Annotated in this window: 21 protein-coding genes; 13 read left to right on the top strand and 8 right to left on the bottom strand. The window is 66.8% G+C overall.

Annotated elements, in window-relative coordinates; genetic code table 11:
- Positions 1-6 precede the first annotated feature (6 nt).
- Positions 7-1182 (top strand): AAA family ATPase, encoded by a 1176-nt coding sequence (locus tag GQ56_RS0113985; protein WP_031399252.1) that lies wholly within the window; start codon positions 7-9, stop codon positions 1180-1182.
- Between the two features lie 194 nt (positions 1183-1376).
- Positions 1377-2441 (top strand): glycosyltransferase family 4 protein, encoded by a 1065-nt coding sequence (locus GQ56_RS0113980; protein WP_031399251.1) that lies wholly within the window; start codon positions 1377-1379, stop codon positions 2439-2441.
- 90 nt (positions 2442-2531) lie between these two features.
- Here GQ56_RS0113980 and GQ56_RS0113975 read toward each other — a convergent pair whose 3' ends face one another.
- From GQ56_RS0113975 to GQ56_RS0113965, 3 genes are all read right to left on the bottom strand, one after another.
- Complete coding sequence (locus GQ56_RS0113975; RefSeq protein ID WP_031399250.1) at positions 2532-3119, bottom strand: BPSL1445 family SYLF domain-containing lipoprotein; 588 nt, start codon at positions 3117-3119, stop codon at positions 2532-2534.
- A 254-nt stretch (positions 3120-3373) separates the two neighbouring features.
- Entirely contained in the window at positions 3374-3823 is a 450-nt protein-coding gene (locus GQ56_RS0113970; protein WP_031399249.1) for a membrane protein, read from the bottom strand.
- 257 nt (positions 3824-4080) lie between these two features.
- Positions 4081-4371 (bottom strand): PsiF family protein, encoded by a 291-nt coding sequence (locus tag GQ56_RS0113965; RefSeq protein ID WP_031399248.1) that lies wholly within the window; start codon positions 4369-4371, stop codon positions 4081-4083.
- A gap of 283 nt (positions 4372-4654) precedes the next feature.
- On the opposite strand from GQ56_RS0113965, the gene GQ56_RS0113960 reads away from it, so the two are divergent.
- Positions 4655-5677 (top strand): asparaginase, encoded by a 1023-nt coding sequence (locus tag GQ56_RS0113960; RefSeq protein ID WP_031399247.1) that lies wholly within the window; start codon positions 4655-4657, stop codon positions 5675-5677.
- An 83-nt stretch (positions 5678-5760) separates the two neighbouring features.
- Here GQ56_RS0113960 and lysM read toward each other — a convergent pair whose 3' ends face one another.
- The 5 genes from lysM to gcl all read right to left on the bottom strand — a co-directional run bounded on the left by lysM (position 5761) and on the right by gcl (position 10266).
- Positions 5761-6231 carry a peptidoglycan-binding protein LysM gene (gene lysM, locus GQ56_RS0113955; RefSeq protein ID WP_031399246.1) on the bottom strand — a complete coding sequence of 157 codons (471 nt, stop codon included), beginning with the start codon at positions 6229-6231 and terminating at the stop codon, positions 5761-5763.
- 11 nt (positions 6232-6242) lie between these two features.
- Positions 6243-6368 carry a hypothetical protein gene (locus GQ56_RS46910; RefSeq protein ID WP_265183113.1) on the bottom strand — a complete coding sequence of 42 codons (126 nt, stop codon included), beginning with the start codon at positions 6366-6368 and terminating at the stop codon, positions 6243-6245.
- A 336-nt stretch (positions 6369-6704) separates the two neighbouring features.
- Positions 6705-7595, bottom strand: a complete 891-nt coding sequence (locus GQ56_RS0113945; RefSeq protein WP_031399245.1) for a 2-hydroxy-3-oxopropionate reductase — start codon at positions 7593-7595, stop codon at positions 6705-6707.
- A 41-nt stretch (positions 7596-7636) separates the two neighbouring features.
- Positions 7637-8446 carry a hydroxypyruvate isomerase gene (gene hyi, locus GQ56_RS0113940; protein WP_031399244.1) on the bottom strand — a complete coding sequence of 270 codons (810 nt, stop codon included), beginning with the start codon at positions 8444-8446 and terminating at the stop codon, positions 7637-7639.
- A gap of 44 nt (positions 8447-8490) precedes the next feature.
- Positions 8491-10266 carry a glyoxylate carboligase gene (gcl, locus tag GQ56_RS0113935; RefSeq protein ID WP_031399243.1) on the bottom strand — a complete coding sequence of 592 codons (1776 nt, stop codon included), beginning with the start codon at positions 10264-10266 and terminating at the stop codon, positions 8491-8493.
- A gap of 171 nt (positions 10267-10437) precedes the next feature.
- Here gcl and GQ56_RS0113930 point away from each other — a divergent pair, with 171 nt between their 5' ends.
- The 10 genes from GQ56_RS0113930 to GQ56_RS0113885 all read left to right on the top strand — a co-directional run.
- Positions 10438-11349 carry a LysR family transcriptional regulator gene (locus GQ56_RS0113930; protein ID WP_031399242.1) on the top strand — a complete coding sequence of 304 codons (912 nt, stop codon included), beginning with the start codon at positions 10438-10440 and terminating at the stop codon, positions 11347-11349.
- A gap of 176 nt (positions 11350-11525) precedes the next feature.
- On the top strand, positions 11526-12167 hold the full coding sequence (locus tag GQ56_RS0113925) for an RNA polymerase sigma factor (RefSeq protein WP_031399241.1): 642 nt from the start codon (positions 11526-11528) through the stop codon (positions 12165-12167).
- Complete coding sequence (locus tag GQ56_RS0113920; protein WP_031399240.1) at positions 12157-13071, top strand: anti-sigma factor family protein; 915 nt, start codon at positions 12157-12159, stop codon at positions 13069-13071. The genes GQ56_RS0113925 and GQ56_RS0113920 overlap by 11 nt, the downstream gene beginning before the upstream one ends.
- A 230-nt stretch (positions 13072-13301) precedes the next feature.
- On the top strand, positions 13302-13676 hold the full coding sequence (gene rpsF / locus GQ56_RS0113915; protein WP_006402295.1) for a 30S ribosomal protein S6: 375 nt from the start codon (positions 13302-13304) through the stop codon (positions 13674-13676).
- 40 nt (positions 13677-13716) lie between these two features.
- Positions 13717-14016, top strand: a complete 300-nt coding sequence (gene priB / locus GQ56_RS0113910; RefSeq protein ID WP_031399239.1) for a primosomal replication protein N — start codon at positions 13717-13719, stop codon at positions 14014-14016.
- 4 nt (positions 14017-14020) lie between these two features.
- A complete protein-coding gene (rpsR, locus tag GQ56_RS0113905; protein ID WP_006486248.1) occupies positions 14021-14296 on the top strand; it encodes a 30S ribosomal protein S18 in 276 nt (91 codons plus the stop codon).
- 27 nt (positions 14297-14323) lie between these two features.
- Positions 14324-14776, top strand: coding sequence for a 50S ribosomal protein L9 (gene rplI, locus GQ56_RS0113900; protein WP_031399238.1), 453 nt, complete (start codon positions 14324-14326; stop codon positions 14774-14776).
- A 145-nt stretch (positions 14777-14921) separates the two neighbouring features.
- Complete coding sequence (locus GQ56_RS0113895; protein WP_006486249.1) at positions 14922-16304, top strand: replicative DNA helicase; 1383 nt, start codon at positions 14922-14924, stop codon at positions 16302-16304.
- A 138-nt stretch (positions 16305-16442) separates the two neighbouring features.
- Positions 16443-17069 (top strand): DUF47 domain-containing protein, encoded by a 627-nt coding sequence (locus tag GQ56_RS0113890; RefSeq protein WP_031399237.1) that lies wholly within the window; start codon positions 16443-16445, stop codon positions 17067-17069.
- Between the two features lie 10 nt (positions 17070-17079).
- Positions 17080-18074 (top strand): inorganic phosphate transporter (locus GQ56_RS0113885; protein WP_043301394.1); only part of this gene is annotated, 995 nt, incomplete at its 3' end.

The raw sequence follows: 18074 nt of genomic DNA, 5'->3' as shown, positions 1-18074 counted from the left end.
ATCTCCATGACCGCGCTGAACACGCTCGCCATCGCCAATTACCGCTCGCTGCGCGAGCTGATCGTGCCGCTCGCGGCGCTCAACGTCGTCACGGGGCCGAACGGCAGCGGCAAGTCGAGCGTGTACCGCGCGCTGCGGCTGCTTGCCGACACCGCGCAGGGGCGCGTGATTCCGTCGCTCGCCCGCGAGGGCGGATTGCCGTCGACGCTGTGGGCCGGCCCCGAGCGTTTCTCGCGGGCGATGCTGGCCGGCGACGCGCCGGTGACCGGCACGGTGCGCACCGGGCCCGTGGCGCTGAAGCTCGGTTTCGCATGCGACGATTTCGGTTACGCGATCGATCTCGGTTTGCCGACCCCGAGCCGGTCGCAGTTCTCGCTCGACCCGGTCGTCAAGCGCGAGTGCATCTGGGGCGGCCCGTTGCTGCGCCCGTCGACGCTGCTGGTCGACCGGCAGGGCGCGCAGATCCGCGCGCGCACCGCGTCGGGCGACTGGCGGACGATTCCGCAGCCGGTCGCCAGCTTCGACAGCATGATGACCGAGTTCGCCGATCCGACCGGCGCGCCCGAGATGATCGCGGTGCGCGAGCGGATCCGCTCGTGGCGTTTCTACGACCATTTCCGGACCGATGCGCAGGCGCCGGCGCGGCAGTCGCATATCGGCACCCATACGCCGGTGCTCGCGGACGACGGGGCCGACCTCGCCGCCGCGTTGCAGACGATCCGCGAAATCGGCGACGGCGCGGCGCTCGATGCGGCGCTCGACGATGCGTTTCCCGGCGCGTCGGTGCTGATCGACAATCCGGGCGGGCGCGGCCGTTTCGACGTGCTGATGCGCCAGCCGGGGCTGCTGCGGCCGCTCGCGGCGGCCGAGCTGTCCGACGGCACGCTGCGCTACCTGTTGCTCGCGGCCGCGCTGCTGACGCCGCGGCCGCCGGCGCTGATGGTGCTGAACGAGCCGGAGACGAGCCTGCATCCCGATCTGTTGCCGGCGCTCGGGCGCCTGATCGCACAGGCCGCGCGGCGTTCGCAGGTGCTCGTCGTGTCGCATGCGGCGCGGCTCATCGCGACGCTCGAGCGCGAGGCCGGCTGCGAATCGCTGGTGCTCGACAAGCAGCTCGGCGCGACCGCGCTCGTCGATGCCGACACGCGCGACCTGCCGGCATGGAAGTGGCCGTCGCGCTGACGCGCAACGCGGTGTGTGTGCCGGCGCGATCGGGCCTGGCGGGCGGAATGTATCCTGGCTGTAACAACACCCATAAAATGAAAGACGGGCGGTTCCGGGCGCCGGGATCGCGAATAATGAACGGATCGTCGGCGGGCGGCGAAGGCGTCCGCCGGCCGTGCCGCAACGGACCGGACACAGGAGAGACGTGGACCATGAGAATTGCCCAGATCGCGCCGCTGACCGAATCCGTGCCGCCGAAACTGTACGGCGGCACGGAGCGCGTCGTGTCCTACATCACGGAGGCGCTGGTCGAGCTCGGCCATGACGTGACGCTGTTCGCCAGCGGCGATTCGACGACGCGGGCGAAGCTGGAGCCCGTCTGGCCGCGCGCGTTGCGGCTCGACGCGTCGATCCGCGACCGGGTCGCGCCGCACATGTTGCTGATGGAGACCGTCGCACGCCGCGCGAAGGCGTTCGACGTGCTCCATTTCCACATGGACTACTACTCGTTCTCGGTCTTCAACCGGCAGGAGACGCCGTTCGTGACGACGCTGCACGGCCGGCTCGACCTGCCCGAGCAGCAGCCGGTGTTCGACACGTTCAACACGGCTCCGGTGATTTCGATTTCGAATTCGCAGCGCCAGCCGCTGCCGCAGGCGAAATGGCTGACGACCGTCTACCACGGGCTGCCCGAAACGCTGTACCTGCCGCAGCCGATCGAGCCGCGCTATCTCGCGTTCCTCGGGCGTATCTCGCCGGAGAAGCGCGTCGACACGGCGATCCGCATCGCCGCCCAGTGCGGGCTGCCGATCAGGATCGCCGCGAAGATCGACGCGGCCGACCAGGAATACTTCGAGCGCGAGATCAAGCCGCTCTTCGCGTTGCCGCATGTCGAATACATCGGCGAGATTGCCGATCACCAGAAGGCCGAATTCCTGTCGGGCGCGCACGCGCTGCTGTTTCCGATCGACTGGCCCGAGCCGTTCGGCCTCGTGATGATCGAGGCGATGTCGTGCGGCACGCCGGTGATCGCGTTCAATCGCGGCGCGGTGCCCGAAGTGGTGGACGAGGGCGTGTCGGGTTTCATCGTCGAGGATGAAATCAGCGCGGTGGCCGCCGTGCACCGGCTGCACCTGCTGCCGCGTGCGCGCGTGCGGCAGCGCTTCGAGGAGCGCTTCACGTCGCGCCGGATGGCGCAGCAGTATGTCGACGTCTACCAGTCGGTGATCCGCGCCCGGAAGCGCTCGCGTTTCAAGGTGATCGACTCGACGACCTGACGCGTGTCGCGCGCAAAAAAACGGCGATGCCCGCGAGGACATCGCCGTTTGCGCAGGGCCCGCGCATCGCGCGCGGGCGGTGCGCCAGCGTCAGATCTTGAGCTTCGTGACCTTCGTGCCGTTGATCGACACGTCGCCCATCAGGCCCGCGTTCGTCAGCACGACGACCTGGACCGGCGCGGTGGCCGTGGTCGTGTCGATTGCGCCGTTCGCACCCATCTTCACGAGCGCGACCGAGGCGCCGGCGCCGGCTGCCCAGCCGTCCGAGCCGCGGAATTCGTCGAGCGAATCCTGCGTCATGAACAGGAACACGATCGCCTTCGACTGCGCGCCGGCCTGCAGGCCGACCGACAGCGACGACGTGTTGAAGTAGCCGACCGTGCTGCCGCCGACGCGCAGCGCGCCGTTGCCGGACTGGCCGCCGACGATGAAGCCGGCCTGGATCACGTCCGGGAACACGAGCACGCCGCGCGACTTCGCGACGAGCTCGCGCGAACCCTTGACCGTCGAATACAGGCGCGACAGCGTCGCGTCGACGCTCGAATCGATCGCCTGACGCTTCGACGCGTTGGTGGCGGCATTGTCCGGCTTGTCCGGGGTGGTGGTGCAACCGGTGAGCGCGAGGCTACCGACGATGAGCGCTGCGGCAGCTTTCAGCACAAGATTCCGTTTTTGCATCGTTCTTCTCCATCGGATGACGTTCGGAGTGAGTCCCGCTCTGGGAGCGGATCACGTCGGCATTTATATCACAGCGGATTACACCCCCTTTTCGTCGGCGCGTGAAAAAGCGTCAAATCGCCCGGGGATGTCGCGGCGCGCCAACGGACGAACCGGTGCGCGCGCGTCGACCCGCCCCCGCACCGGCGGGCAAGCGCCGGCCAGTCGGGCGCAAGCCGCGCTTGCGGGCGCAGCGGTGCCTGGTCGGTGTGCGATCAGTGCGTGACGGGCGGGACGGGAGGCTTGATCGGCGGGCGGCGCAGCGCCCGGCGGATCAGCGCGATCACGACGCCGCAGGCGAACAGGAACGCGGCCGGGACGACCCAGTAGCCGACGAACGCATGCCACAGGTAGCCCGCAAGCGTGTTGCGGCGCAGCACGTATTCGTCGCGGGCGGCCTGCTGGCGCGGCGCATTGGCGGCGAGCACGTCGGCCGGACAGCCGGCCGCGCGGGCTTCGTCAGGTTCCCCGTGGCACTTCGCGGCGGCACCGGCGGCCTGCTGCGCGTCGGTGAGCTGCCAGGTGGTCAGGGCGAGCTGCAGATCCGCCTTGTTGTAGGCCATTTCCTCGCGGATCTCGCGAACGGCGACGATCGCGACGGGCACGGCCCAGAATACGATCACGATCAGCCAGCGGCGGAACCAGCGGTGTTGTCTCCATGCCATCCAAGCCTCCGTTTGACGCGTGGGCGCGTCTGTCTCGAGGGCGGCCCGATGGCGCTTCTTTTACTTGGGTGGGCCGCATTGCAGCCATCATAGAAGAAAACGCGGCGAATTGCCGCACCATGTCGCGGGGCCGGGACGGCGGACGGGAAGGCGGGTAGGCGGGTAGGGAAGGGCGCGCGTCGATGCGCAGGCAACGAAAACAAAAATGCCGCGCCCGCCGAAGCGGAGCGCGGCATTCGATACGGGAGCGCCGGAACTCAGGCGGCCGGCTGGCTGCTCAGGCAGCTCTTCATGAACGCCTTGCGGTCGTCGCCCTTCTTGTCGGCGGCTTGCGTGTTGCACGCCTTCATCTTGTCCTGCTGCGACATCTTCTTCGCGGGCTTCGCCGACAGGCAGTCCTTCATGAACGCCTTGCGGTCGTCGCCCGTCTTGCCGGCTGCCTGGGTGTTGCAGGCCTTCATCTTGTCCTGCTGGCTGTTCGCCGCGAACGCGGGGGAAGCCAGCATGCCGCCGAGAAGTACTGCGGCTACGAGCGATTGGATTTTCATTTCGACACTCCCATGGGCTGAATTGCGTGTTATCGATGCCGTCACGAAGCACGGTGCGAGGTGGACAGGGCCGTATCGCACTGCGCGTTCCGATTATGGCAAATCAATGTGAAAACACCAAAATGGCACTTCCTGTAACGCTGCGGATGCCACAGCCGTTGACGGCGCCTCCGGCCGGGCGATCGGGACAAACCATGACGCGCGGCCGCCGGCGCCGGATGACACGCCGGCTGCCGCGCCGGAACCTGCCGGATCCCGGCCGCAAGCCATTACAATCGCGGCCATGAATACACCGAATCCCGCATCCCTTCCGTCGACGGCGGCGCTGCCGCGCATCGCCGTGCTCGCCACCGGCGGCACGATCGCCGGCGCCGCGCCCGACGCGACCAGCACGGCCGGCTACCAGGCCGGCGCGCTCGGCGTCAGCTTCCTGGTCGACGCGGTGCCGGCGCTCGCGTCGGTCGCGCGCATCGACGCCGAGCAGGTCGCCAGCATCGACAGCAAGGACCTCGCGCTGCCGCTATGGAATACGCTCGCCGCGCGGATCGACGCGCTGATGGCCGACCCGGCGGTCGACGGCATCGTGATCACCCACGGCACCGATACGCTGGAGGAAACCGCGTATGCGCTGCACCTGGTCGTCAGGGGCGACAAGCCGGTCGTGCTGACGGCTGCGATGCGGCCGGCGACCGCGCTGTCGTCCGACGGCCCGCTGAACCTGCTGAACGCCGTGACGGTGGCCGCGCATCCGTCCGCGCGCGGGCAGGGCGTGCTGATCGCGTTCAACAACCGGATCCATGGCGCACGCGACGTCGTGAAGACGAGCACCTACGCGGTCGACGCGTTCCAGTCGCCGGAACTCGGCGCACTCGGCTGGGTGCAGGACGGCCGCGTCGAATTCGCGCGCCGCGTCACGCGTTCGCGCGACACGCAACTGGCGATCGCCGCAGCGTGGCCACCCGTCGAGGTCGTCGCGAGCTATGCGGGCGTGACGCGCACGGCCGTCGACGCGCTCGTCGCGGCCGGCGTGCGCGGCCTCGTCGTCGCGGGTACCGGCAACGGGTCGATCCACGCGACGCTGCAGGCGGCGCTGGCCGACGCGGCGAACGCGGGGGTGGCGGTGGTGCGCGCGTCGCGAGTCGGCTCGGGGCACGTGATGCGCAACGGCGCCGCGAACGACGATGCGCTCGGCTTCGTCAGCGCAGGGTCGCTGGGCCCGTTCAAGGCGCGCGTGCTGCTGATGCTCGCGCTCGCGAACGGCATTCACGATCGCGACGCATTGCAACGCGCATTCGATACGCTGTAACGCGGCGAACGGCACGCGCGGCGCGGCCCAATGAAAAAGGCAGGCCGACGGCCTGCCTTTTTTCATCGGTCCGGCAAGAATGCTCAGGACTGCGGCGGAATCACGAGCTTCTGGCCCGGATAGATCCGGTCCGGGCTCGACAGCATCGGCCGGTTCGCATCGAAGATCGCCGTGTTCTTCGAGCCGTCGCCGTAGTACTTCTCGGCGATCTTCCACAGGTTGTCGCCGGACACGACGTCGTGGTACTGCACTTGCGGATCGTCCGGCTGCAGATCGTCGTCGTTGACGCCCGCGACGCCCTGCACGTTGCCGGCGGCGACCTTGACCTTGGCCTTCGTGTCGAGGTCGGCCACGCTGCCCGACAGCGTCACGGTGCGCGACGCGCCGTCGAACGCCACGGTGAGGTTCGACGTATCGAGCCCCTGCGCGTTGATGTAGTTCTTGATTGCATCGGCCGCGGTCTGGTTGGCGGCATTCGGGTCGGCGGCCGCTTGCTCGTCGGCGTGACCCAGCAGTTTTTCACCCGCCTCTTTGATAAACGAAAGAAGACCCATCGTTGCACTCCTTAGGTGGTTGAAAAGAAAACGCGCCGTGAAGTGGCGAAAAAAACACCGCGCTGGGCGCGTCCACCGAAGGTGAGCGCAAGCGCGGCGGTTTTCTCGAAAGGCGTGGCGAAAGTGTAGGCGTTCATGGCGACGATTGCATGAAAAATCGCGCGCTTGAACGTAAAGAAATGTAATACGCGAAATCCGACAGGCGGACACCCGACGACGACGTCTGACCGACCAAGGCTTCCCCGGCGCCGCCGGGTGCCGCTGCGGACCCCACCACGCCGCTCTCAGCCCAGAGCGGCGTTTTTCGCCCCGTCGCGCACGTGTTTGACGATGCGCGGCGGGGCGCCCCACCGTGATGCGCGAGTGCGTCGCGCATCGATGCGACCGGCCGCGGCCGGTCCTGCGTATGTCGTACGTGTGTCCGTCGTGGCGACGAACCGCACGTCATCGCATCGGTCGATTGCGGCCCGCGCTCAGCCTGCCGTCTTCTCGATCTCGAAGTTCGACATGATCTCGAGCGCACGCACGAGCGCCGAGTGATCCCATGCCTTGCCGCCGTGCGACGCACACACGCTGAACAACTGCTGCGCGCTCGCGGTGTGCGGCAGCGCGAGGCCGAGCTTGCGTGCGCCGTCGAGTGCGAGGTTCAGGTCCTTCTGGTGCAGTTCGATGCGGAAGCCCGGGTCGAACGTGCGCTTCGTCATCCGCGCGCCGTGCACTTCGAGGATGCGCGACGCGGCGAAGCCGCCCATCAGCGCCTGGCGCACGCGCTCCGGGTCGGCGCCCGAACGGGCGGCGAACAGCAGCGCTTCGCCGACGGCCTCGATGTTCAGCGCGACGATGATCTGGTTCGCGACCTTGCAGGTCTGGCCCGCGCCGTTGTCGCCGACCAGCGTGATGTTCTTGCCCATCCTCTCGAACAGCGGCTTCGCGCGCTCGAAGGCCTGCTCGGGGCCGCCGACCATGATGGTGAGCGACGCCTCGCGTGCGCCGACCTCGCCGCCGGACACCGGCGCGTCGAGGTAGTCGCAGCCGAGTGCGTTGATCTGCTTCGCGAATTCCTGCGTGTCGAGCGGCGAGATCGAGCTCATGTCGATCACGAGCTTGCCGGCCGTCAGGCCCTTCGCGACGCCGTCGTCGGCGAACAGCACGTTACGCACGTCGGGCGTGTCCGGCACCATCGCAATGACGATGTCGGCATGCTGCGCGACTTCGGTCGAGTTCGCGACGACCTTCGCGGCGGCGCGCAGGTCGTCCGGGATCGGGAACGCGCCGTTCAGGACGAGCGGGTAGTCGCCTTTGAGCAGGTTGCGCGCCATGTGCGCGCCCATGATGCCGAGGCCGATGAAACCGATGGTTGCCATGTGAAAGTCTCCTATAGGGCTGAAAACGGGAAGGGCGCTGCTCAGGCGGCGCGGCGCGCCGAACCCGGCGCGCAGCCGGCGACGTGCTGCAGCCAGCCGAGCCCTTCCGTCGTGGTGGTGCGGGGCTTGTATTCGCAGCCGACGTAGCCGGCGTAGCCGAGCCGGTCGAGCAGCGCGAACAGGAACGCGTAGTTGATCTCGCCCGTGCCCGGTTCGTTGCGGCCCGGGTTGTCCGCGAGCTGGACGTGGCCGATCGACGCGAGGTTGCGTTCGATCGTCGCGGCCAGTTCGCCTTCCATGCGCTGCATGTGATAGATGTCGTACTGCAGGAACAGGTTGTCCGAGCCCACCGCGCGGATCACGTCGAGGCCTTCCGACGAGCGGTTCAGCGCGAAGCCCGGGATGTCGAAGCTGTTGCACGGCTCGACGAGCAGGCGGATGCCTTCGCGCTTCAATGCGTCGGCGGCGAAGCGCAGGTTGTCGACGATCGTGACGAACGTCTTGTCGCGCGCCGTGCTGGCCGACGGGATGCCGACCAGGCAGTTCAACTGCGGCACCTTCAGCGCCTTCGCGTACTCGATCGCACGGCCGACACCCTCCTGGAACTCGCCGACGCGGTCGGGCAGGCAGGCGATGCCGCGCTCGCCCTGATCCCAGTTGCCGGCGGGCAGGTTGTGCAGCACGAGGCGCAGGCGATGCGTCTCGAGCCGCTCGGCAAGCTCCTCTTTCGCATACGGATACGGGAACAGGAATTCGACGGCGTCGAAGCCCGCGTCCGCGGCCGCCTTGAAGCGGTCGAGGAACGGCACTTCGTTGAACAGCATGGTCAGGTTTGCAGCGAACTTCGGCATGAGCTAAGCCTCTTCGGTCGGTCGGTCAAAAAATGTCGTGCGGTTCAGTCGAGCATCGAGATCGCGGTCGGCGCATGCTCGGCGGTTTCCGCGAGATCCTCGAATTCGTTGATCGCGTCGATTTCGGCGCCCATCGAGATGTTCGTCACGCGCTCGAGGATCACCTCGACGACCACCGGCACGCTGAACTCTTCCGCGAGCGTCTGCGCCTGGCGCAGCGCCGGTTCGATCTCTTCCGGCTTGAACACGCGCAGCGCCTTGCAGCCGAGGCCTTCCGCCACGGCCACGTGGTCCACGCCATAGCCGTTCAGCTCCGGCGCATTCACGTTGTCGAACGCGAGCTGCACGCAGTAGTCCATGTCGAACGCGCGCTGGGCCTGGCGGATCAGCCCGAGGTACGAGTTGTTCACGACGACGTGCACGTACGGCAGCTTGAATTGCGCGCCGGCCGCCAGCTCCTCGATCATGAACTGGAAGTCGTAGTCGCCGGACAGCGCGACGATCGGGCGGCGCGGATCGGCCGCGCGCACGCCGAGCGCGGCGGGGATCGTCCAGCCGAGCGGGCCGGCCTGGCCGCAGTTGATCCAGTTGCGCGCCTTGAACACATGCAGGAACTGCGCGGCGGCGATCTGCGACAGGCCGATCGTGCTGACGTAGCACGTGTCGCGGCCGAACACCTTGTTCATCTCTTCGTACACGCGCTGCGGCTTGACCGGCACGTTGTCGAAGTGGGTCTTGCGCTGCAGCGTGCGCTTGCGTGCCTGGCAGTCGGCGACCCAGGCGCCGCGATCCTTCAGCTTGCCGGCGGCCTTCCATTCCTGCGCGACCGCGACGAACAGTTCGAGCGCCGCCTTCGCGTCGGACACGATGCCGAGATCCGGGCCGAACACGCGGCCGATCTGGGTCGGCTCGATGTCGACGTGCACGAACTTGCGGCCCTTCGTGTACACCTCGACGCTGCCCGTGTGGCGGTTCGCCCAGCGGTTGCCGATGCCGAGCACGAAGTCGGACGCGAGCAGCGTGGCGTTGCCGTAGCGGTGCGACGTCTGCAGGCCGACCATGCCGGCCATCAGCGGGTGGTCGTCCGGAATCGCGCCCCACGACATCAGCGTCGGGATCACCGGCACGCCGATCGTTTCGGCGAACTGCACGAGCAGGTCTTCGGCTGCCGCGTTGAGCACGCCGCCGCCCGACACGATCAGCGGCCTGTCCGCGTCGTTGAGCATCGCGAGCGCCTTCTCGACCTGTGCGCGCGTGGCCGCGGGCTTGTAGACCGGCAGCGGTTCGTACGTGTCGATGTCGAATTCGATTTCGGCGAGCTGCACGTCGATCGGCAGGTCGACGAGCACCGGGCCCGGACGGCCCGAACGCATCAGATGGAATGCCTGCTGGAACACGCGCGGCACGAGCGCCGGCTCGCGCACGGTGACGGCCCACTTCGTGACGGGCTTCGCGATCGACTCGATGTCGACGGCCTGGAAATCTTCCTTGTACAGGCGGGCGCGCGGCGCCTGGCCCGTGATCGCGAGGATCGGAATCGAGTCGGCCGACGCCGAGTAGAGGCCCGTGATCATGTCGGTGCCCGCGGGGCCCGAGGTGCCGATGCACACGCCGATGTTGCCCGGCGCGGCGCGCGTGAAGCCTTCGGCCATGTGCGACGCGCCTTCGACGTGGCGGGCCAGCACGTGGCTGATGCCGCCGGACTTGCGCAGTGCGGAGTAGAACGGGTTGATCGCCGCGCCCGGCACGCCGAACGCGGTCTGGATGCCTTCCTTCTCGAGCACGAGCACTGCCGCGTCGACGGCTCTCATCTTGGCCATGAATGTCTCCTTGAATGTGGCGGATCTTGCGAATGGATCGGTTGAGGACACTTTAGGGATGCAGGAAAGGTTTGATAAGATCCGCCGGAGTCGCTTATTTCGAAACTAAAAGTATGGAATGACGGCCTGACGGGGTTTCCGCCACGGCCGGAACGGACACGGAGACGCGAGATGGATCGCTTCAAGCAGATCGAGACGTTCGTGCGGGTTGCCGATGCGGGCAGCCTCGCGGCGGCGGCGCTCGAGGAGGGCGTGTCGCCGGTGGTGCTCGGGCGGCGCATCGATGCGCTGGAGAAGCGCCTCGGCGTGAAGCTGATGTACCGCTCGACCCGGCGGCTGGTCGTCAGCGAGGAGGGCGCCGCGTTCCTCGAGCGCTGTCGCGGGCTGCTGTCGGAATGGGATCAGGCCGAGAACGAGCTGGCCGCCGGGCGGCGTGCGGTCAGCGGTCACCTGATCGTGTCGGCGCCGGCCGCGTTCGGGCGCAAGCACGTCGCGCCGCATGCGCCCGGCTTCCTGGCCGACAAGCCCGAGATGCAGCTGTCGTTCAACCTGACCGACCGTGTCGTCGACCTCGTCCGGGAAGGCTACGACCTGTCGATCCGTATCGGTGGCGCGGTCGATCCGAACTTCGTCGCGGTGAAGCTCGCGTCGAACCGGCGCGTCGTATGCGGCACGCCCGGGTATTTCCGGCGGCACGGCCGGCCGAAATCGCTCGACGATCTGCTGAAGCACAACTGCCTGGCCTTCAACCTGCAGGGCGGGCAGAACCGCGGCTGGTATTTCCAGCGCCACGGCAAGATCGCGACGATGCGCGTGACGGGCAATCTCGACTGCAACGACGGCGAGCTGCTGCATCGCTGGGTGGCGGAAGGCCTCGGGCTCGGCTGGCGCTCGACGTGGGAAATCGCCGCGCAGCTCGAGACGGGCGAGCTCGAGACCGTGCTCGACGAGTATGCGCTGCCCGACTACGACATCCTCGCGGTCTACCCGCAGCAGCGTTACGTGCCGGCGCGCGTGCGCTACTTCATCGACTATCTGCGCGCCGCCTACGCGCGCCCCGGTTACTGGAGCACCACGCCTTAGCGGAGCGGGCGGCCCCGGCCACGGGGCCGTTCCGGTTTTTTTACGCGCCAGGGGCGCGGCGCGGGAATAAACTCGACGCAACGACGGTATGGTCGGCAAGCGCGCACCGTGCCGGTCTGTCCGGGCGCCGTGCGCGGAACGGGCGCGGCTTCGGTCGCCGGGACCAGGGAGGCCATGTGGGGCAAGCCGGACAGGCGGTCGATGAACCGAGGGCAGACGACGCGGCCGCGCGCGGCGAGCGGTTTCGCGCGCTCGTGCTGCCGCATCTCGACGCCGCGTACAACCTCGCGCGCTGGCTGAGCGGCAGCGCCGGCGACGCCGACGACGTCGTCCAGGACGCGTGCATGCGCGCGCTGCGCTTCGTCGATTCGTGCCGGGGCGACAACGCGCGGCCGTGGCTGCTGACGATCGTGCGCCACACCTGGTACACCGAGTGGCGGCGCCGCACGCATGCGCACGAGGTCGCGCTGCCCGACACGCTCGACGACACCGACGTGCCCGACGACTGGCAGCCGGCGACGGAGGACCCGCTCGCGCACCTGCTGCGCGGCGAGAACGCGCGGATCGTGAATGCGGCGCTGGCGAAGCTGCCGCCCGAATACCGCGAGGTGCTCGTGTTGCGCGAGATGGAGGACCTGAGTTACCGCGAGATCGCGGCGATCGCGGACGTGCCGGTCGGCACGGTGATGTCGCGGCTCGCGCGCGGTCGCCGCAAGCTTGCCGCGCTGCTGGGCGACGCGCCGGCGGCGGCGAACGAAGGCCGGCCGGGCCGTGCGCCGGCGGGCGGAACCGCATCGGAGGCGATCGATGGACTGTAACGAAGCGCGCGCGTTGCTGGACGCGGACGTCGACCGCGAGCTGTCGGCGCCCGATGCGCTGCGGGTCCAGCAGCATGTCGAAGGGTGCGATGCCTGCCGCCGCGAGCGCGCGCGGATCGTCACGCTGGTACAGGCCGTGCGGCAGGCCGACTATCACCGCGCGCCGGATGCGCTGCGGGCGAGCATTCTTGCGAGCCTGCCGGCCGCCGCCGCGCCTGCCCTGGCTCCCGCCGCCGAACAGCCGCGGGTCGAATCGCGGGTCGAATCGCAACCGCAGGCGCAGCCCAGGCCGCGGTCGGGCGGCCGCCGCTGGTTTGCGTGGTGGCCGGCGGGGCGCGGCGGCGCGGCGCGACCGGCACAGGCCGGTGCATGGCCGGGCGCCGTCGCGCTGCCCGGACTTGGCTGGGGCGTTGCGCTGCTGGTGGCGCTGGCCGCGGCAGGCGGCATGGTGCTGTCCGCGCGTCATGCCGACACCGACCGCACGGTCGACGAACTCGTCGCGAGCCACGTGCGGGCCGACCTGTCGGCGCGCGACATCGACGTCATCTCGACCGACCGGCACACGGTCAAGCCGTGGTTCAACGGCCGGCTCGACTATGCGCCGCCGGTCGAGGATCTCGCGACGAACGGCTTCGCGCTGGTCGGCGGGCGGCTCGACTACGTCGGGCGCCGCCGCGTCGCGGTGCTCGTCTACCGCTACCGGCAGCACGTGATCGACGTCTATGTGCGGCCTGCCGGGGAAGGGCCGGCGGCGCCGTATGCGACCGTGTCGCAGGGCTATGCGCTCGATCGCTGGGACGCGGCCGGAATGACGTGGTGGGCGGTGACGGACGCCGAGCCGTCGGCGCTCGCGGCGTTCAGGACGGCGCTCGACGCACGGCTCTCGGGCACGCGCAGCGAGTGACGGCGGGGCGCCGGCCCGGCGCGCCGATGTTCCGACCCCGGTCGAGCGGCAGCCGAAGGGCGGCCGCTCGTGCCCGTTCGCCGTTTCAAGTCTTTGAAAACATGGCCGAATCCGCAGGCGCGGCGTCGATTGGTCTTGCATGAGCCCCGTATACGGGTTAGAATCTTCGGCTTCTCACTTGCCACACCGGTTCAGACGCCCGGGTGGCTTCAATCCACAAGGAGTGTGTAATGCGTCATTACGAAATCGTATTCATCGTGCACCCCGATCAAAGCGAGCAAGTGCCCGCGATGATCGAGCGTTACAAGACCACGATCACGTCGCACGGCGGTCAGATCCACCGTGTCGAAGACTGGGGCCGTCGCCAACTGGCCTACATGATCGAGAAACTCGCGAAGGCTCACTACGTCTGCATGAACATCGAGTGCGACCAGACGACGCTCGACGAACTCGAACACGCGTTCAAGTTCAACGACGCCGTGCTGCGTCACCTCATCGTCAAGATGAAGAAGGCCGAAACCGGCCCGTCGCCGATGATGAAGGAAGTTCAGCGCGAAGAAGCCAAGAAGGCGGCTGCAGCTCAGCCGACCGAAGCGCAGGCTTAAGTTCGTCATTCATTAAGCCATCAAGGAGCGCGTCACTCACGTGAACAGGTTGCAATTGACGGCGAGCGTCGTCGAACGCGCACCGGTGCGATATACGCCGGCAGGTGTTCCGATCGCAAGCGCCACATTGCATCACCGCACGGAAGTCGTCGAAGCAGGCATTCCCCGTCAGGTCGAAATGACGATCGAGGCGGTGGCGGCCGGTGAGGCGAGCGGCAAGCTGGAGCGTCGTGAAATGGGCGTCGAAACGCTGTTCACGGGCTTCCTGGCAAAGAAAAGCCGCAACGCGAGAACCTTGGTGTTTCACATCACAGCATTGCAGGACATTGGAAAGGACTGAAATCATGCCCCGCCCGACTGGTAAGAAATTCGACAAGCGTCGTCAGCAACAAAACCCGCTCTTCAAGCGCAAGAAGTTCTGCCGTTTCACGGCTGCAGGCGTCGAGCAGATCGACTACAAGGACACGGAAACGCTGAAGGACTTCATCGGCGAAAACGGCAAGATCACGCCGGCTCGTCTGACGGGTACGAAGGCGCACTATCAGCGTCAGCTGGATACGGCCATCAAGCGTGCGCGTTTCCTCGCGCTGCTGCCGTACACCGATCAGCACAAGGCGTAATCAGGCGACGCAATAAGGAGAATTCGAATGCAAATCATTCTGTTGGAAAAAGTCGCCAATCTGGGTAACCTCGGCGACATCGTCAAGGTCAAGGACGGTTACGCTCGCAACTTCCTGATCCCGAACCGCAAGGCTCGCCGTGCAACGAAGGAAGCGATCGCCGAATTCGAAGTTCGCCGCGCCGAACTCGAAAAGATCGCCGCTGAAAAGCTGGCAGCATCGCAGGCAGTCGGCGAGAAGCTGGGCGGCCAGTCGTTCGACATCACGCAGAAGTCGGGCGTTGACGGCCGTCTGTTCGGCTCGGTCACGAACGGCGACGTCGCGGAACTGCTGAAGAAGGCAGGTTTCGAGGTCGAGAAGCTGCAAGTTCGCATGCCGGAAGGCCCGCTGAAGATGATCGGCGAGCACACCGTCCAGGTCGCGCTGCACACGGACGTCGTCGTCGACGTCACGATCAACGTGATCGGCGACCACGCGTAAGCGTATGCAGGCTTCCCGGGCGGCTTCCGCCGTCCGGACAAGGGCAGGCGCCCGGGCAACCGGGGCCTGCCTTTTTTATTGCCGCATCACTATCACTGGCGGCCGGTATGGCGTCGTCCTGTGTAATTCGCGATAATCCCAACCCATGAACGCGCCGCAAGATCCCCAAATCGAATCGCTGAAAGTCCCGCCGCATTCGGTCGAAGCCGAGCAGTCGGTGCTCGGCGGCCTGTTGCTCGACAACGCGGCATGGGACCGGATTGCCGACTTCCTGTCGCAGGGCGATTTCTATCGCTACGACCACCGGATCATCTACGAGCACATCGGCCGCCTGATCGCGTCGACGCGCCCGGCCGACGTCGTGACCGTGTACGAAGCGCTGACCACGTCCGGCAAGGCCGACGACGTCGGCGGCCTCGCATACCTGAACGCACTCGCGCAGAACACGCCGAGCGCGGCGAACATCCGCCGCTACGCGGAAATCGTGCGCGACCGCGCGGTGCTGCGCCGGCTCGTGTCGGTTGCCGACGAAATCTCGGCCGATGCGTTCAATCCGCAAGGCAAGGAAGTTCGCCAACTGCTCGACGAAGCCGAATCGAAGGTGTTCTCGATTGCCGAAGAGGGCGCGCGCGGCAACCAGGGCTTCCTCGAGATCGGTCCGCTGCTCACGCAGGTCGTCGAGCGGATCGACACGCTGTATCACACGGCGAACCCGAGCGACGTCACGGGCACGCCGACGGGCTTCGTCGACCTCGACCGGATGACGTCCGGGATGCACGGCGGCGAGCTGATCATCGTCGCGGGGCGGCCGTCGATGGGCAAGACCGCATTTTCGATGAACATCGGCGAATACGTCGCGGTCGAGTACGGGCTGCCGGTCGCGGTGTTCTCGATGGAAATGCCGGGCACCCAGCTCGTGATGCGGATGCTCGGCTCGATCGGCCGGCTCGACCAGCACCGGATGCGTACCGGTCGCCTGACGGACGAGGACTGGCCGAAACTGACTCACGCGGTACAGAAGATGAGCGAGGCGCAGCTCTTCATCGACGAGACGGGCGGCCTGAACCCGATGGAGCTGCGCTCGCGTGCGCGGCGTCTCGCGCGGCAGTGCGGCAAACTCGGCCTGATCATCGTCGACTACCTGCAGCTGATGTCGGGTTCGTCGCAGGGCGAAAACCGCGCGACCGAAATCTCGGAAATCTCGCGATCGCTGAAGAGCCTCGCGAAGGAGCTCGACGTGCCGGTGATCGCGCTGTCGCAGCTGAACCGCGGTCTCGAACAGCGTCCGAACAAGCGTCCGGTGATGTCGGATTTGCGTGAATCTGGCGCAATCGAACAGGATGCGGACGTGATCCTGTTCATTTACCGTGACGAAGTCTACAACCCCGACAGCCCCGACAAGGGTACGGCCGAAATCATCATCGGCAAGCAGCGTAACGGCCCGATCGGTCCTGTTCGCCTCACGTTCCTGGGGCAATACACGAAGTTCGACAACTTTGCCGGGGCGCAAACCTTCTACGGCGAGTAAAGCCGGTTGTAAACCCCTAAATTGCCAAGCGTTGTATCCAATCCCGTCGCGCGCATAAGTGCGCGGCGCGGCCTGACCGGAAACGGTACAATGTCGCCCGTTTTCGTGACAGTAGTTTGACAATCTCTCAGGAATCCCATGTTCGGTCGATTCATGCCCACCGAGGGCAAGTTCTTTGAACTCTTCAATGCGCACGCGAAGTACATCGTTGCCGGTGGCCGCGAGCTCGAACTGCTGATCGACAATCTCGCCGACGCCGAGATTCACAAGCAAAACGTGCAGACCGCCGAGAAGGCCGCAGACAAGCTCACGCACGAAGCGATCGATCTGCTGCACAAGACTTTCATCACGCCGCTCGATCGCGACGAGATCCACAAGCTGATCACGACGATGGACGACGTACTCGACCTGATGGAAGACGTCGCGACGGCCGTGTCGCTGTACGACGTCCGTGCGGTCACGTCCGAAGCGAGCCAGCTCGCGCATATCGTCACGCAGTCGGCCCAGCACGTGCAGCAGGCGGTCTCGATGCTGTCGGACATGAAGCAGTCGGCACAGATCCTGAAGGCATGCGAAGAGATCGACCGCTGGGAGTCGGAGGCCGACCGCGTGCTGCGCGCCGCCATGTCGAAGCTGTTCCGCGAGGAAGACGACGTGAAGACGCTCATCAAGCTGAAGGCGATCTACGAGCTGCTCGAAGAGATTACCGACAAGTGCGAGGACGTCGCGAACATCATCGAAGGCATCGTGCTGGAAAACGCCTGAGCGGACCACGATGCATTCGATACAACTCGCCCTCTGGATGGTCGCGACGCTCGTGCTCGTCGCGCTCGTATTCGACTTCATGAACGGTTTTCACGACGCGGCGAACTCGATCGCCACCGTCGTGTCCACCGGGGTGCTGAAGCCCCAGCAGGCCGTGGTGTTCGCGGCCGCGTTCAACGTCATCGCGTACTTCATCTTTCACCTGAAGGTCGCGCAGACCGTCGGCAAAGGCACGATCGACCCCGAGATCGTCGATCACTACGTCGTGTTCGGCGCGCTGGTCGGCGCGATCGGCTGGAACGTGATCACCTGGTACTACGGGATTCCGTCGAGCTCGTCGCATGCGCTGATCGGCGGCCTCGTCGGCGCGGCGCTCGCGAAGTCGGGCTGGAGCTCGCTGAACATCGACGGGCTGCTGAAGACGGTCGCGTTCATCTTCATTTCGCCGCTGCTCGGCTTTATCCTCGGCTCGCTGTTCATGCTCGGCGTGTCGTGGCTGTATTTCCGCACCGCGCCCAGCAAGGTCGACCGGCGATTCCGCCGGCTGCAGTTGCTGTCGGCCGGGCTGTACAGCCTCGGTCACGGCGGCAACGACGCGCAGAAGACGATCGGCATCATCTGGATGCTGCTGATCGCATCGGGCTATGCGTCGGCAACCGCCGATGCGCCGCCCGCATGGGTGATCGGCGCGTGCTACCTGTCGATGGGCCTCGGCACGCTGTTCGGCGGCTGGCGCATCGTGCGCACGATGGGCCAGAAGATCACGAAGCTCAAGCCGGTCGGCGGCTTCTGCGCGGAGACCGGCGGCGCGATGACGCTGTTTCTCGCATCGTTCCTCGGCATTCCGGTGTCGACCACGCACACGATCACGGGCGCGATCGTCGGCGTCGGCGCGACGCAGAAGCTGTCGGCCGTGCGCTGGGGCGTGGCCGGCAACATCGTGTGGGCGTGGGTGCTGACGCTGCCCGCCGCCGCGCTGTTCGCGGCCGGCGGCTGGTGGCTCGG

Origin of the sequence: Burkholderia paludis (assembly GCF_000732615.1) — a bacterium.
Lineage (GTDB): Bacteria > Pseudomonadota > Gammaproteobacteria > Burkholderiales > Burkholderiaceae > Burkholderia > Burkholderia paludis.
The sequence above is the reverse complement of the archived record's forward strand: the minus strand, read 5'-3'. Positions and strand labels throughout refer to the sequence as shown.